Genomic DNA, 16,047 nt, shown 5'->3' on the forward strand with positions numbered 1-16,047 from the left:
ATTTAAATCACAGGGTTGTAATAGCTGGTTTGAAAATTGCTTTTGAGACGTTTGTGCGAATTCGGTCGATAGAAAGGAGTAGGCTGTGTACAAACTTCAAAAAAATATAATCGCTGCAGGGCTGTCGTCTTCAGCACTTGTAAGTGGAACAGCAAATGCCGGACTGATTACATTTGAGAAGTCCATTGATACCTACCTTTCCCAGGGCGATTCCCTGTCTGGTTCTTTTGATATTTCAGGCTTTCTGGACGAACAGTCGGACATTGGGCTTGATGTAACTGCAAATGAGGCAACGATCCGGCTTTTTGGGTACTCCAGTGAAATGGAAACCCCCGTATATACTCAATATGCGGAAAGTTACAGGGTACAGGTGGGTTACTATACCTATTACTACTCTTATAACTGTGGTTGGGGGCGCACATGCTATGGTGCGGCGGGCTACCCTGTCTACGGTACCGAGTATGTCTACAACAAATACGAAGGTGATGGCGAGACTGATGTTGTTATAGCCGACTTTGGCGACCAGCAGGTAAGTGGCTCAACCAATAATCCTGACACGTATATCAATACAGTTCAGGAAAATCGTCTGCTCAGGAATCGTTATTACGATCGTAACGAGTGGGGAGATGTGTCAGATTCGGTCATGCTTTCTGAGTTTTCACTCAATGATTTGATGTCTGATGGAATTCTGGACTACAACTTCACGATTGATAGTGGTCATTTTGACAGCCTGAGTCTCTTTCTTGATCTTGATTACGACACAAAACTCAAGCCTGTTGATCCGGCCGATTCTGTTGCTGTTCCTGAACCGGGTACGCTTGGTCTGACCGGGCTGGGACTATTGGGGATTCTGGCCGCTCGCAGAAAATCTGCAAAAAAGAAATAACCTTTTATTATCCCCTTCACCAGTCTAAGAAATACCCGGCCTTAAACGACCGGGTATTTTTATTTACGTCACTTTTCCGGCCTTGCTTATTTCTTCACAAAGGTCAGAAACGCTCCTGCCACTGCGGCGGCCGCGCCGCCTATCAGGTACCACATGGTCTCGTCAGTAAACCGGCCAGTCAGTGTTTCAGTGAGCTGATTACCGACGGACTGTGTGGATTGGTAGCCGAAGTAGAGCAGGCCGATGCCCACCACAAGCAGTACGATGCCGATCAGTTTGGAATTTCCCATTGTGCGTTCCCTTTGTTCCAAGGCTCTGGTTGTTATCAAATTTTCAGCGTTAGACTGACACTTGCAGCGATGATGGGCAAGCGGTGCGTTCCCTGTCGGAATCTGGCAAATACTCTTCGTAAAACGTTAAGTATTCGTGCTTGAAGGTACCGAGAATGGGAGCCTGGAATTACTCTGTCTTCGTCAAAACCACTAACAAGGGCTGAACCATGATAGAAACTCCCCTGGAATTCCTGAGCCATGGCATCATCTGCCGCGGTGTTTTATACACTCCCGATGCTGACGCAAAAAATCTGCCCTGTATCGTGATGGCTCATGGTTTTGCGCTGACTCATGACAGTGGGCTCGCTCCGTTCAAAGAGGCTTTCTGCGACGCTGGCTATGCCGTTTTCGCGTTTGATTACCGGCACTTTGGAGAGAGTGACGGGGAGCCCCGCCAGGCGCTTAGCCCGGGCAAAGAGATTGAGGACTGGTTGGCGGCTACAGCATTCGTGCGGCAACTGGAACGTATTGATGCTGACCGGATCTGCCTCTGGGGAACCTCGTTTTCAGGTGGCTTGGTGGTTTCAGCTGCGGCAAAGGATGGCCATGTCCAATGCACCATTTCCCAATGCCCGATGATGGATGGGCTGGCGTCTCTGTTGGGAGTGATTGGCTACGCGGGCCTGATGCAGGGCCTCCGCCTGACCTATCATGCGACGACCGACTGGATTCGCCGCGGACTGGGGATGTCTCCTAACTACATCGCGTCGGCAGCGCATCCGGGGGAGTTGGGTATGATGACTGCTGACGACTGTCAGAACGGATACGTGCCGCTGTTGGCGCCCAATGCCCCGAACAAGGTAGCTGCCGGGGTAAGCTATGCGGTTCCGTTGTTCCGGCCTACCAGCGTCGCCAGCAAGGTAACCTGTCCGGCATTGGTGCTTATTTGTGACACGGATACAGTCGCGCCAGCCAGTGCTGCGGTCAAAGCTGCCGCCAAAATGCCGAAGGCAGAAGTACTCCACTACCCGGTGGGCCATTTTGACGTATACCGCGGGGAGCCGCTGGCACAGTCGATCAAGGATCAGTTGGCGTTTCTCGGGCGGCACCTGCCTACACGCTGAAACGCGCAGAGTGGTGCATGAGCTGCTCTGCCAGTCCTCTCAAATTGCCACTGACTCTGGCCAGGTGACTCACTTCGTCGCTACTGGCCAGAATGTCGTCGCGAATGGCCAGCATGCCGTTATTGCCGTTTTCCATCAATTGCTGCTGGTGAACAGCTGCTTCAGCAGTTTGAGTGTTGGCCACGTTGATACGTTCGATCCCGCTGGCAATGGTATGTAGTCGCTCTGTCAGGGCGTCGAATACCGTGACGGTATCTTCGCTCGCTTTGCGGCTTTCTGCCATGGCGTCGTTCGCCTCCATGGCTTCTCGGCGCACATTGTCTATAACGTTCTGAATTTCCTGGGCTGACTGCTGGGTTTTCCCGGCGAGTTCACGGACTTCATCGGCGACAACCGCAAACCCACGTCCATGTTCACCTGCCCGGGCAGCCTCAATCGCGGCATTCAACGCAAGCAGGTTGGTTTGTTCGGCCACGCTGCTGATCACATCCAGCACAGAACCAATTCTCTGGCTGTCTTCATTCAGGAGGCTGACCCGTTCACCGGCCTGGTGAACGCTTCGTGATAAATGCTCGACAACCTGCCGGCTGTTATTGATCTCACGGGAGCATTCCCGAGAGGCGGTATCCACGTTTGCAGCTGCTTCCGCCGCTTCCCGGGCGCAGGTGGCAACCTGCTGTACAGCCGTTGTTGCTTCGCTCACTGCCGAAGTGGCCTGTTCGGTATTGGCTTCTTCTGCGCGGAAGTTTTTCGCCAGGTTTTCGGCGAGGGTCGACATTTGAGTGCTGGTCTCGTCCAGCTCCCGGGTCACGTTGCCGGTGTCCTGCATTACCTTCCGGGTTTGTGTCATCACATTGTGGAGAGCCCGGCCAATCAGGCTTCCGGGCATGTGGCCGGAGCCCCGGAGATCAATCTGGTCCCCTCCTTCGAGCAGGCTGCCAACAACTGCGTAAACATCTTCGGTTTCCCGGGCTTCCCGGCGCAGCTTGATTGACATGACCACCAGGATAGCGGATTCGAAGACCACATAGGCCGCGTGGAGGAGGACAATCTCAAGGCCTGTGTTAGCGGTGAATACGTAAACGGGAATATCCGTGGAAACCTGAAGATAGTTGAATGCCAGATGGTGGACGGCAATGATGCCTGCGGCAAAGACAATCGGGAGCCAGTCACGGTAGTACAGCAGGAACGCCAGTAGCATAAAGATGCCAAAGTGCATTTCGATCATGCCATGGGCCTGATGAATATGAAGGGCTGAGAAAATCATAAATCCAGCGCCAAAACCTGCACGGGATAATCTCGAACCAGGGCAGAGCAGACCGATGGCTGTTGGAATCAGGACAGCGGGGAGACCGAACCAGAGTACTGCAGTCCAGGTATTGTGCCAGTTCGCCAGGGCGAAGGCGTATAGCAAGAGAAGCCAGCTGACACCAATCATCAGTCGGTCGGCGGTTTTGTGTTGTTGCGACTGACTGTAGATACGCTGGGTCGTGGGAGGTTCAGAAGCTATTCTGTGATGGCTGGACTGTACAGGTATTTCAATTGACGTTTCCATACGAATACTCTCCGGGGCTAGGTTCTTTGGCCAGTGGAGCAGAAACAACCAAAAGCCAGGTTGTTGATCCATGGCAAGAGTTGGTTGCCAGTGCGTTGCTGATTGTGTTGTTGATAAAGTTGCTGGAGTTCGTTATCGACGAAGTTAATGCCGTTGCCGCAAGACGGCCCGCTGGAGTACGGCCCGAAATAGATCAATCGGCCATCTTCCGCAAACAGTGCCGCTGCGGGTACTGCCTTCACTTCTGACCACAAGTTCGGCATCTCAATTTTCCGGGTCTGCTCATTCACCGGTTCAGGGAAGTCCCTGAACTGATCAGCGGCCTGAACAATCTGGAGGCCGCTGAGCCGGAATTTCTCATACAGGCTCCTGAGATGCTGCAGGCTCGCCTCGGAACAGGGACAGCCGGGCATAGAGAAGTGAACCAGAGTGGCGCTCGCCTTTCTCAGGTTTTGCCCTTCAACCACGGCCTGCCAGCCAGCCTCCAGGCGCGCCCGCACTTCATCCGGCTTGGATTGGGTGCTATCGGGTGAATGGTAGGTTGTCAGGTAGCGGGCCTGATACCACCAATACCCGAGAGCTGATGCCAGTAACCACGCAACAAGCAGTCCCAGCCCGATCTGGTTCCGTAGACCTGTGCTCATTTGTTATTAAATATCTGAAAGAGTTCTTATCAATGTAGCAAGCTTTCATTCAGGGTGTGTCTATTTTGTATATAGAAGTGTTAAGAAATGAGAAGATAATCAAAATTATTGCAATATCGAATAGTGTTGTTTGTTGGCCGATGGAGGTGATCCGGGGCTCAAGACGGTAGACTGGTCGGAATCATCTGATCGGGAGAGAAAAATGGACGAAGTGTGGCTAAAAGCCTTACCGAAAGCGGAACTGCACCTTCACCTTGAAGGTGCTCTTGAACCGGACTTGCTCTTCAGTCTTGCCAACCGCAATGCCATCGATCTGCCATGGACGGACGTGGAAGCCCTGCGCAAGGCTTATTCCTTCGGCAACCTTCAGGAATTTCTCGACCTGTATTATCAGGGGGCCAATGTTCTGCGGACCGACCAGGATTTTTACGACCTGACCTGGGCCTACCTTCAACGCTGCAAGGCGCAGGGTGTTGTGCATGTTGAACCTTTCTATGATCCCCAGACCCATACCGAGCGCGGTATTCCTTTTAGCGTGGCTATCGATGGTATCTCGAAAGCGCTGAGCGATGGGCGAGACCAGTTGGGCATCAGCAGCGGACTGATCCTCAGCTTCCTGCGGCACCTGTCTGAGGAAGATGCCTTCCGGACGCTGGAACAGGCCATGCCGTATCGGGATGCCTTCTTCGCCGTTGGGCTGGATAGCTCCGAACTGGGGCATCCGCCCAGCAAGTTTGAGCGGGTCTTTGCGAAGGCTAGGTCTGAAGGTTTCCTGGCGGTCGCCCATGCCGGAGAGGAAGGGCCGCCGGAGTATATCTGGGAAGCGCTCGACCTGCTGAAGGTCAATCGGATTGATCACGGGGTGCGGGCTGCTGAAGATCCCCGTCTGATCGAGCGGTTGGTTGATGAACAGATTCCCCTGACTGTCTGCCCGCTATCCAATATAAAGCTCTGTGTCTTTGATGACATGCGTGATCACAATATCCTGAAGCTGCTGGAGAAAGGGGTTAAGGTCACCGTTAACTCCGATGACCCTGCTTACTTCGGTGGCTACGTTCTGGAGAATTTTGTAGCCCTGAGGGATGGTCTGGGAATGACCGAAGATCAGGCTCGTCAACTGGCGGAGAACAGTCTGGAGGCCCGTTTGGTCTGAGGCACCCCGCACGGACTGCTTGGTTCAGTAACCTGACAGGCCGCGATCAACCAGCCCCGGCAGTACTTGACTGCCCGGGCTGGCATGCATGCTCAGGGGGTGACTGGAGCGTTGCAGTAAAGTACGTCGGTGGCGTCCTCACAACTCCACTGGAATATCCAAAGGCCTGTGTTGCGGTCGGTGCCCAGGATGTATTGTTCTCCATCCACTTCGGTGACATGAACGCCCCAGAAATTAGAGCCTGCGGCTTCACCGTATTCCTCACCGGCAATGAAACGTCCGACTTCGTGCATGTTCCAGGAAACAATCCCTTCACCTTTGCTGTTGTCGTGCAAATGACCTTCCCGCCATTCCACAGCGCGCATGCCCAGCGAGTACCAGCTTATGAAGGTTCGGTTGGGGTAGGTGGGGTCAATTTCCAGATTATGCATGGTGAGGTCACCAGCACCGGAGGCCAGCGCTGGGTCAGTAGCCTCAGCTGGCGCGTAATAGCCCATCTCTCCGAGGTAATCCACCGTGACGGTTTCGGCATCGGGCCCCATTCCACGGTTGACGGTAACCTGGCTTGATGTGTTGTTGAGCGCGTGCAGATAACCCCAGCCGTCAAACTCTGCGCCAAGGGTGGCAATCAGTCCCAGTGTGCCAGGGGCTGGGAGTGCCGGGTTGGCACCTTCTCCTTCAGGACAAAGGCTTGCGTCATAGCCGGCAATACCGAGTGCAGCAAAGCCGCTCGAGCGCGGGACGAACAACATGGGGATGCCCCCTTCAACAAGCATCGACACTGTGGCCTCACAGTTGCCAGGGACTGCGGAGTTGAAAACCACGCCCGCGCTGTAACCGGCGGCTTCGATGGATTGAGCTTTTTGGGTAAAGGCACAGCTGCCGCGTTCGATGAGGGCAATATCAGCTCCGGTTTCAGAAGCGGTGGGCAGGGGGCCTTCGCAGGCCAGGCCCACATAGGCGGTTTGAGCTACAAGCTCTTCAATATCGGCTCCGGGCCCGATCTGGGGCACATCGCTACCCTGGCTGGCCCGGTAGGCTTCCCCTTCCACGGTTACTGCGGTGAATTGGGAGTCGAAGTCTTCGTCACCCGCGAAAATCTTGTCAAACCCCGGTCCGGCAAACACGGCGGCATGAGCATTGCCTTCCGGAGGCGAGATGGCGTGGACAGGGTCCGGGTCCGGATAGGTCGAATCGCCAAGAAACACCGGGTTGTAGGGATCGTTTATGTCCAGGGTTATAAAACCTGCGTCCCAGTAGGACAGTACCGCCTGCCAGTTTTCTCCGGGGCCCGGGTCCATGTCGTTAACCCATATGTCGTGCAGTAAGGGCACGGCGAAGCTACCCATAAACAGTTGCCCGTCATTGGCGATTTCCGGATTGGTTGTGAGCCAGGTCTGAATGCCGGTCACCGTGATCAGTTTCGGCGATTGGGGCTTGGTGAGGTCGGCTATCTTCAGATCATTTGTGTCGACATCGTCCACGATCAGCAGGTAGGTGTTTCCCTCGGCTGTTGTCCAGGCAAAGGTGTTGTGAACCGGAAAATCCAGAAAGTTCTGCTTCAGGGCGTGGGGATTGGTGGGGTCGGTAACATCCCACAGCGAAATGCCTGATTGCCCTTTTTGACGGCTGTCGTTGCCGACCAGAGGGCCACAGGGCTCGAGAGAGTGAATCAGCACGTCCTTATCACCAATTCGCGCTACTTTAACGTCGTTGATTCTGGTTTGTGGTGGGGACTTGATCATGCCGACGGTGACCGGATTGGCAGGGTCACGGATGTCGGAAATGTAGACACCCGCCCGGGTGCACTCGGGTTCCTGAAACGTGCCGATGTAGGCATAGCCCTCGTGGGCCCAGACATCGGTGTAAAGACCGCTGGATATGCCGCCGAGCGTATCCCGGCCGATGACGCTGAACCCGTAGTTTACGTTTGATGGCACATGGCCATCCGGCAGAGGTGTATCGTGCAACAGGTTTTTGTTGTCTGCCCTGGAGCCGTCGGAGACGTGGATCTCGTCTGCCAGGGCCGAAAATGCCACTGTGGCAGACAGAGCTACTGCAGCCAGTGACCGGAATCCGCGCGTTATCGCCATGATGCACTCCTTGATTTATTAAGGCGTCATCCCTGATCGCGCTCAGTCATGACCCGGATCAGTACAATAGCCGCCCTGCTTTTTTGAATGTTTTAATCCGCATCAGGTATTACTGCCTCCGTCGATACCCGAAAAAACAATAGCAGGGTTTCAGGGGGGGCCTTAGTTGATTTGGACGCATCATAGCCTTACTCATTCTGGTTTGATCTTAAGCACAATTAGTGAAGGGAAACCGAAGTTGTAGGCACGGTAGCCGGGAGGAATTGCTATAGTATCCGTCAACCACTAAACCGATAGGGAGTCGGGCAATTTTGTCACCGACATGTAACACGGAGAGCCTTATGCGCTGGATTAAGTACGGATTGCCGCTGACTTTTTTGCTATTGGCAGGGTGTGAGGAGGCAGCGCCGCCAGAAACTCCCAGGCAGGAGGTGTTTGTGGTGACGGCCAGTGAGCAGCCATACCAACCCGGGCGAACGTTTACTGCCCGTCTGGATTCCCGAAGCGATGTAAACATAACCGCACAGGTGTCCGGGAAACTGACGGCTGTGCACTTCCGCGAGGGGGATAATCTGGAGGCAGGAGCACCGTTATTTGATATTGATCCGGCGCCGTACCAGGCAGCGCTGTCGAAAGCGCGGGCTGAGCATGAAAGAGCAAGGGCCACGCTGGGAGAGGCGCGGAGTAACTTGTCTCGTGCAGATAAACTGGTGGACAAAGACTACATCTCCGCCTCCGAATACGACACCCTGAAGTCTCGCCTCCAGGAAGCCGAAGCCGCTGAGCAGTCGGCACGGGCGGCTGTTGAAAGCGCTGAAGTGGATCTTTCCTATACCCACATCAAGGCACCCCAGGCCGGGCGGGTGGGCCGTTCTGTTGCTTCGGTAGGCGATGTTGTGAGTCCGGGCTTTGGAACGTTGACCACCCTGGTGGGCGGCAACGATATGCAGGCGGTCTTCCAGATTCCTGAGCGCCTGCTCACTGAGGCTGCGATGAATGAGGATGGCCCCGATCCGTCTCAGATGGATGTTGTGCTGGAAATGCCGGGGGGTGGTGAGTACCCCTACACGGGCAAGATTGTGTATGTATCCAATCGCGTCGATACCAACACGGGAACTGTGGAAGTCAGAGCGGCGATCCCCAACCCGCGGGATATACTGCGGCTTGGTATGTATGTGCAGGCACAGGTCCGTATGAAGGAAAGCCTTCAGGGACTGATGATTCCTCAGGCTGCGCTGCAGGTGGATCAGCAGGGTACCTACGTGTTTACGGTGAATGACGAACACACGGTACAGCGGAGTAACCTGCAGACCGGCGACCGCTACGGCGAGAATGTTCTGGTCACCAGCGGCTTGCAGGCCGGAACTAAAGTCATCGTTGCGGGCATTCAGAAGGTCCGCCCCGGAAACGAGGTCATAGCGTCGGAGTTCAAACCGGCGACCGAAGCTCACACCGGGGAGTAATCAGTCATGATTAGTGGCGTTTTCATTCAGCGGCCCAAGCTGGCCATGGTGGTGGGGCTGGTTATTACGTTCGCCGGCCTGCTGGCGATGAGCCTTCTCCCGATTTCCGAATATCCGGACGTTGCACCTCCACAGATCTCTGTGAGCGCGAATTGGCCCGGAGCCTCTGCGGCCATCATGGAGGAGTCTGTGGGGCAGGTTATCGAAGATGTGGTCAACGGTGTGGAGGGCATGGAGTATATGTCCTCCAGTTCCTCCAACAGCGGTAGCTACAGTCTTTCCGTTACGTTTGAAGTCGGAGAAGACCCGGATATGGCCCTGGTGCGGGTTCAGAACCGAGTTAAACTGGCTGAACCATCGTTACCTGCTGAGGTCCGGGCTCAGGGCCTGACCATTGATAAGCGATCTCCGGATATCCTGTTTACCATCAACCTCTACTCGCCGGATGGATCACTCGATGAATTGTTCATCGCGAACTACGGTCTGCTCAACGTGCAGAATCCGCTCAAGAGGGTGGAAGGTATTGCAGATGTCAGCGTCTTCAGCGCGGCGGATTACTCTATGCGTCTGTGGATGGATCCACCGCAGATGACCGCGCTGGGCATAACGCCTGATGATATTTCGAATGCTTTGAAGGAACAGAATGTTCAGGCGCCCGCGGGTAAGATTGGTGCGCCGCCCTTTGATGGCAACCTCAGTACCGAGTATGCGTTGCAGCTCGAGGGTCGGCTTCAGGATGTGAAGGAGTTTGAAAATATCATCCTCAGGGCTGACGAGAATGGAGGGATGGTTCGTCTTGGCGATGTGAGTCGTATCGAGTTGGGACAGCTCTCCTACAGCATTGCCGCCACTTATCAGAACCACCCTACCACTGTCCTGGCTGCCTACCTGTCTCCAGGTGCCAACGCGTTGGCCACCGGTGAGGCTTTAAAACAAGCGCTGGCCGAACTCAGTGAGAACTTCCCGGATGGTCTGGACTACGACATTGGCTATGACACGACCCGATATGTGGAAGTGGCGATCCAGCAGGTGACTACCTCGCTTTTGATGGCTGTCGGGCTGGTGGTGCTCATCACCTTTATTTTTCTGGGGGACTGGCGCCCGACGCTGGTGCCGACGGTCGTCATACCTGTGTCTCTCATTGGCACCCTGGCGGTGATGCTGGTAGCCGATATGTCGATCAATACTATCACGCTGTTTGGTCTGATCCTGGCCATCGGTATCGTCGTGGATGACGCCATCCTGGTGGTGGAGAACACAGACCGACACCTTCACGAAAACCCTGATATATCGACCCGTGAAGCCGTAACCCGCACGATGCAGGAGGTCACCGGGCCCATTATTGCAACGACGCTTGTGCTATTGGCGGTTTTTGTGCCGGTTGCGCTGATGCCAGGTATCACGGGGGTGATGTACAACCAGTTCGCGGTCACTATTTGTGTGGCTGTGGTGATCTCTTCCGTTTGTGCGCTGAGTCTGAGCCCCGCGGTGGCCAGTATGGTTTTGCGCCGAGACAAAGCCGATGCGGCCTGGTATCGCTATTTCAATAACGGTTTTGCGAAGGTGACAGGAGGCTATTCGCGGGTCGTTGGCGCGTTGCTGGGGCGGCGGGGGCTTACCCTGGGAATTTACGGGCTGATCATGGTCGGCCTGTTCTTTGCGGCGCGGGCCGTTCCCACAGGTTTTGTACCAACGGAAGATAAAGGCCTGTTGCTGGTGAACGTTCAGTTGCCGGATGCCGCCTCGATTAACCGTACGGAGGCAGTGATTGAGCAGCTTCAAACCCTGCTGGACAATGATCCGGCCATAGAGTCAGCAACCATGATTGCCGGTTTCTCCATGCTGTCCGGTGGCGTGCAGAGTAACGGTGGTACGGGTTTTGTGGTCCTCAAGCACTGGGATGACCGTCCGGATTTCCGGGACATTTCCCTCGCGGTTTCAGCACGTATCACGCAAAAGGCCTACAAAGCCATCCCGGAAGCCCAGATTCAGGCCTTTCCCCCGCCGTCTGTGCCCGGCATGGGTGCGGTGGGTGGGTTGGAACTGGTGCTGGAAGACACCCTTGGCCGCAGCCATGCAGAACTTGCCGGCGCCATGCAGATCCTGACGTCGGCGGCTAACCAGTCTCCTCTGATCAGCAATGCCTATACAAGTTTCCGGGCCAATGTACCGATGTATCGTATCGACATCGATCGCAACAAGGCCAAGACGTTGCAGGTGCCATTGACCAATATTTTCTCCGCATTGCAGAGCCAATTGGGATCGAGCTACATCAATGATTTCTCGCTGTTTGGCCGGACCTTCCGGGTCATGATGCAGGCGGACCCCGGTTACCGGTCTGATCTGAGGGATATTGAACGTCTCTACGCTCGCAGCACCACGGGAAACATGGTTCCGCTCTCAACAGTACTTACCATGGAGCCTGTACTCGGCGCGGATATCAGCAACCGCTTCAACCTCTATCGTTCCGCGATTATGCGCGCTCAGCCAGGCACAGGTGTTTCCAGTGGAGACGCCATGGCCGAGCTTGAGCGGATTGCCGATGAGGTGCTGCCGGGCGGATATCAGGTCGAATGGACAGGACAGAGCTATCAGGAGCGTAAAGCGGGCAACCAGATTGGCATCGCCTTTGCCCTGGCGATGGTGTTCATCTACCTGTTTCTGGTGGCGCAGTATGAAAGCTGGTCCATCCCGACAGCCATTATTCTGGTCGTGCCCATTGCGGTTGCCGGTGCCATTGGCGGGTTGTTGCTCGTCGGGCAGATCGGGATTCCGCAATTGGGGGCTCTGGACCTGTTTGCCCAGGTCGGGCTTGTGCTTCTGATTGGGCTGGCGGCGAAGAATGCCATCCTTATTGTTGAATTTGCCAAGGAGCGGCGGGAGCAAGAAGGGTTGTCTATCCTTGAAGCGGCTGCGGAGGCTGGCAGGCTACGTTTCCGTGCCGTTTGCATGACTGCGCTTTCCTTTGTGCTCGGTATTCTCCCTCTGGCGTTTGCCAGCGGAGCGGGCATGTTCAGTCAGTTGTCTCTGGGGCATACCGTCATGTGGGGCATGCTGGCTGCATTGTTGATCGGCACTCCAATGATTCCAGCGTTCTACGCCATCGTGCAGAGTGTGCGGGAGAGCCTGAAACAAAAAATAAAACATTGATCCGTCTGCAAAAGGCATAATGCAAACGTTTATCTTTCAAGATCAGGCAACCTAACGAGTAGTAAGATGGCGTCTCTCAGAACTTCGTTTGCTGTGCCCGTCCGGGCCTTCCGTGTGTACTCAATGCGGGGGCTGGCTCCGCTCATATTGATCCTGGCCGTGCTGGTTGTGAGCGGATGTGGCACCACAAGAGACCACAAGCGATATGGGGTGAATCAGGTTGAGGAATGGCAGCCTGATTACGAAGCGAAAAGGGTATCTGTCGTTGATACTTCGATTAAAACCGGAATTCTGTACCTGGGTGATGGTCAGTTTGTAATGAAACTGGAGCAGGATTACCGGGTGACCAAGAACCTCTATAACCAGCCCGTCTATTCTGTACGTACCAGCAAAGACCCCAACCTGTTCTACATTCTGAACCCTTTTATCTGGCTGATTTGTCTCGATAAGCCAGCTGAATGTTTTGGGCGGGACGGCGATTGGTATGGCCCATACGACAATGGCGATAAAGAGTTTGTGAGGGTTGTTGATGAGGAAATTCGGACGGGTGAACTGGGCTATCCGTCTGCGTCTTTGGATGTCCTGCTGACGGCCAAGGGCAAGTCAGGTGAGTGGGAGAAAAACCTGAAACCTGAGATCTCTGGAGGGCAAGCCAAGCTCGACGTGAAAGGCATTCTGTTGGAATCGCCATTTGAGCCTGAAGAGTTCTACATTTCGGCCAAACTGAACGCTGGCGAAGCGACGGCTGCTGCGGATTACTACTACAGCAGTAAATCGGTGGCTTCTCTCAATCTCTTCTCCGAAAAGTGGCTAACGAAACCCGAACTCTATAGCCGCTACGTTCATCAGATTCGCTCGTGCATGAATGAGTCAGACTATAAGTGTGCAGTTAAACAGTTCTTCAAGATCCAGGATCTGGAGATAGATTTGCCGGCCACGTTCTACTTCCACTTCGCTAAAGCCCTGTCCCTGGTAGGGGACAACGAGAATGCACGTCGGGCCGCCCAGATGTACCTTCGGGACCCCCGTCATCAGGGCTACCTGACTGAAGCACAGGCGTTCCTCTGATTATGCGAATTATCTCAACAGGATTGTCCATGATTGCCAAGAAAGTTGCGTTTTTGGTAGTGGGTTGCTGGCTCTTCTCCACATCTTTGTCTGCAGCGGTGATACCACCAACGGCTGGCCCCCATACCGTGAGCTTCAGTGCTGATCAGCTGACCGTTAAAGATTCGGGCACCGGGTATTCCGCAGTGGTTCAGGTAGAGAGCCGGCTGACCGTCGGTGTACTCATCGGGGAACCAGTTTTCACCTGTGTTGCGTCCTGGAAGCTGTTATCCGTGTATGCCGGTGATGACGGCTTTGATGCGGGGCTGACCGGATCGTCCCAGGGTTCATTCAGCGTAACCAAGCTTCCAGCGTCCGTGTTGAACGATATTGTTCTGTACGATGTGGACATTGCCTACCCGCTGGCGCCCGGACTGGCGATCAAAAACAACCGTCTGATGCTGTGCGACGCGGGCATCATGAAAACTGCCGGGTCGAACAAACCAAGCTTCAACTTCCCAAGCAGCCCGTCCTGGAGTGAGTTGTTCTGGAACGATATCTCTGATCGTTACGAGGAACCGCAGCGTGCCAAGGAGCTGTATGTCGACATGCTCTCGGCCTATGAGGAGCGTTCGTCGGAAAAAAGCGGGTTTTTCTCGTGGATGTCGTCGCCGGCTGATAAGTGGCCGGCTTCCGTGCAATCGGCTTCCATCAACCTGTGGGCGGTTAAAAGCTGGCTCCGGAAGTCTGTAAGGGAGAGTGCGGAAAGGGCGCAGCGCGAGGCGGAGGCATTCGAGAAAAAGAAGACGACCCTCGTGGATAGAAACGGCAAGGCAGGTGACGACGCCTTTGATTCATTCATGACCGCCGTTTATCAGAAAGACAAGGCAAAGCGGACCTTCGCCGAGTTGGATCAGAAAAAAGCTACCAAGCCAGACAACGCCGCTGCCGACCGTGAAAAGATGATCGCCAGTCTGCCGAACAGCACCTGCGCAGACAGCGAGAGCCTTGCCCGTATCAACGGCGACTGGGAAGCCGGTGGCAAGATGCAGAAGGCGTTGGGTGCGTGTGCCGGACAAAGCTTTACAGCGGAGTTTGTGGCGACTGAGGAGTGCGGCGGTGAATACGAACACCATGGTCTGGGCTTCGGTGGGCCGACCATCAGCTATTTTTGCGGCTGGTCGAAGCATTATTTTGCCGATCGCAATGGCCGACAGCTGACTCCGGCTGTCTATTCTTTGACCACCGGGTTCAGTGATGACGGTTTTGCGGCTGTGCTCAAGGGCGATATAGATTTTGATCACTCAGGATGGATAAGATCGACCGGTGATTGGCAGGTTATCAACCGTCATTTTGACGTTGTAAAAAGCCTGGACTCTACTCGTTATTACGTTGTGCATCAGTCATTTCGCGGCAACCGACTTATCTTTCTGGACAGAGATACAAACAAGTACGGTGCACTTGATGGCCGATTCAACGTGGTGATTCCCGCAAAGTACGACAGCCTGGACCGTTTTGATGCAAAGCTCGGAACAGCGAAGGCTTGCAACAAAACGAGCAGAGGTAAATCTGAATGTGCCCAGATTGACATGCGCGGCAAGCCAACTACGGCATTTCGTTAACATCCACGCACCTCGGGGCCAAGACATTGTCCCGATTCGATGGGGGCGGACCAGTGGCATTATAGGAGTCGGCGCTTTGGCCGAAATAAAGTGAACCCGGTTTCCGCCGATAGACTAGTCTGAGTAAAGGCAAATAACGTCGGCAAAACCAGGATGGCTTTCATGTTCGGAAACAAGCTTCGTCAGGAAAACGCATCACTCAAGGAAGAGCTCTTCATGGTTCAACAGTTCCTGGAGGACGTTGGGCTGGAGCTGATGGAGCTGGACCTTGATCCGGCGGGTAGTATCACTGCCTGCAACAAGGTTGGTGTATCGGAGTTTGGCTGCAACGAACAGGATCTGGTTGGCAAGCATGTCCAGGACCTGTTGCCGCCCCAGCTTCGCAATGCTCGAAGTGCTGAGCCCATGATGTCTGCCATACGGGATGAGCGGCTGTGGATAGGGCACTGGGAGATCCAGAATCTGACGGGCGAGACCATGTGGCTTCGAGGTGCCGTCTGCCCGATAAAGAACATCCATGGTAATCTCGATCACTTCACCATCTACGCCAATAACCTCACCGACATCATCGAAACCGCCAAGGAGCATGAGAACCAGATTGCGGCCATGCAACGGTCCATGGCGGTTATCGAGTTTGACCTTCAGGGCAACGTCCTGCATGCCAATGAGTTGTTCCTGGACTCAATGGGGTACACCCTCGATGAAATCAAAGGTAAGCATCACAGGATGTTTTGCTCTCCAGAGATCTACAACTCGCCGGACTACGAGCGGTTCTGGGATCGGTTGCGTGGCGGGGACTTTGTCGCCGACAGGTTTAAACGGGTAGACAAGGCAGGCCGGGAGGTGTGGCTCGAGGCTTCTTACAATCCCTTGAAAAATACCCATGATGAATACTACAAGGTTGTAAAGTTCGCCACGGTTATCACTGAACAAGTGCAGCAGGAACAGGAGGTTGCTCATGCTGCCAGCGTCGCATTTGATACCTCTCAGGCCACGGACGCCAGTGCCAAGCGAGGTATCGAGGTGATGGAGAATACC

Annotated in this window: 11 protein-coding genes and 1 pseudogene; 8 read left to right on the plus strand and 4 right to left on the minus strand. The window is 54.6% G+C overall.

Going from position 1 to position 16,047, the window contains the following annotated elements:
• Positions 1 to 85: 85 nt before the first annotated feature.
• On the plus strand, positions 86 to 886 hold the full coding sequence (locus FWJ25_RS02970; protein WP_246166633.1) for a PEP-CTERM sorting domain-containing protein: 801 nt from the start codon (positions 86 to 88) through the stop codon (positions 884 to 886).
• Positions 887 to 972: 86 nt separating this feature from the next.
• On the opposite strand, the gene FWJ25_RS02975 is transcribed toward FWJ25_RS02970, so the two are convergent.
• Complete coding sequence (locus tag FWJ25_RS02975) at positions 973 to 1,176, minus strand: DUF3185 family protein (protein ID WP_149598737.1); 204 nt, start codon at positions 1,174 to 1,176, stop codon at positions 973 to 975.
• A gap of 209 nt (positions 1,177 to 1,385) precedes the next feature.
• Between FWJ25_RS02975 and FWJ25_RS02980 the strand changes: the two genes are divergently transcribed.
• Complete coding sequence (locus FWJ25_RS02980; protein WP_149598738.1) at positions 1,386 to 2,282, plus strand: alpha/beta hydrolase; 897 nt, start codon at positions 1,386 to 1,388, stop codon at positions 2,280 to 2,282.
• Here the strand turns inward: FWJ25_RS02980 and FWJ25_RS02985 are convergent.
• Both FWJ25_RS02985 and FWJ25_RS02990 read right to left on the minus strand, forming a co-directional pair.
• Positions 2,272 to 3,837, minus strand: a complete 1,566-nt coding sequence (locus tag FWJ25_RS02985; protein ID WP_188093549.1) for a methyl-accepting chemotaxis protein — start codon at positions 3,835 to 3,837, stop codon at positions 2,272 to 2,274. The genes FWJ25_RS02980 and FWJ25_RS02985 overlap by 11 nt on opposite strands.
• A 17-nt stretch (positions 3,838 to 3,854) precedes the next feature.
• Positions 3,855 to 4,481, minus strand: coding sequence for a DUF6436 domain-containing protein (locus tag FWJ25_RS02990; RefSeq protein WP_149598740.1), 627 nt, complete (start codon positions 4,479 to 4,481; stop codon positions 3,855 to 3,857).
• A 202-nt stretch (positions 4,482 to 4,683) separates the two neighbouring features.
• Here FWJ25_RS02990 and FWJ25_RS02995 point away from each other — a divergent pair, with 202 nt between their 5' ends.
• Positions 4,684 to 5,634 carry an adenosine deaminase gene (locus FWJ25_RS02995; RefSeq protein WP_149598741.1) on the plus strand — a complete coding sequence of 317 codons (951 nt, stop codon included), beginning with the start codon at positions 4,684 to 4,686 and terminating at the stop codon, positions 5,632 to 5,634.
• A gap of 92 nt (positions 5,635 to 5,726) precedes the next feature.
• Here FWJ25_RS02995 and FWJ25_RS03000 read toward each other — a convergent pair whose 3' ends face one another.
• Positions 5,727 to 7,727, minus strand: coding sequence for a PA domain-containing protein (locus tag FWJ25_RS03000; RefSeq protein ID WP_149598742.1), 2,001 nt, complete (start codon positions 7,725 to 7,727; stop codon positions 5,727 to 5,729).
• A gap of 341 nt (positions 7,728 to 8,068) precedes the next feature.
• Between FWJ25_RS03000 and FWJ25_RS03005 the strand changes: the two genes are divergently transcribed.
• The 5 genes and pseudogenes from FWJ25_RS03005 to FWJ25_RS20475 all read left to right on the plus strand — a co-directional run.
• Positions 8,069 to 9,190: an efflux RND transporter periplasmic adaptor subunit gene (locus FWJ25_RS03005; protein ID WP_149598743.1), complete on the plus strand. Its 1,122-nt coding sequence runs from the start codon at positions 8,069 to 8,071 to the stop codon at positions 9,188 to 9,190.
• A gap of 6 nt (positions 9,191 to 9,196) precedes the next feature.
• On the plus strand, positions 9,197 to 12,340 hold the full coding sequence (locus FWJ25_RS03010; RefSeq protein WP_149598744.1) for an efflux RND transporter permease subunit: 3,144 nt from the start codon (positions 9,197 to 9,199) through the stop codon (positions 12,338 to 12,340).
• 66 nt (positions 12,341 to 12,406) lie between these two features.
• Positions 12,407 to 13,408, plus strand: coding sequence for a hypothetical protein (locus tag FWJ25_RS03015; protein ID WP_149598745.1), 1,002 nt, complete (start codon positions 12,407 to 12,409; stop codon positions 13,406 to 13,408).
• Between the two features lie 29 nt (positions 13,409 to 13,437).
• On the plus strand, positions 13,438 to 15,009 hold the full coding sequence (locus tag FWJ25_RS03020) for a WG repeat-containing protein (protein ID WP_188093550.1): 1,572 nt from the start codon (positions 13,438 to 13,440) through the stop codon (positions 15,007 to 15,009).
• 255 nt (positions 15,010 to 15,264) lie between these two features.
• Positions 15,265 to 15,948 (plus strand): annotated as a pseudogene (locus tag FWJ25_RS20475) (PAS domain-containing protein); the annotation flags it as partial.
• Positions 15,949 to 16,047: the final 99 nt, after the last annotated feature.

The organism is Marinobacter salinexigens (assembly GCF_008370345.1).
Taxonomy (GTDB): Bacteria; Pseudomonadota; Gammaproteobacteria; order Pseudomonadales; family Oleiphilaceae; genus Marinobacter; species Marinobacter salinexigens.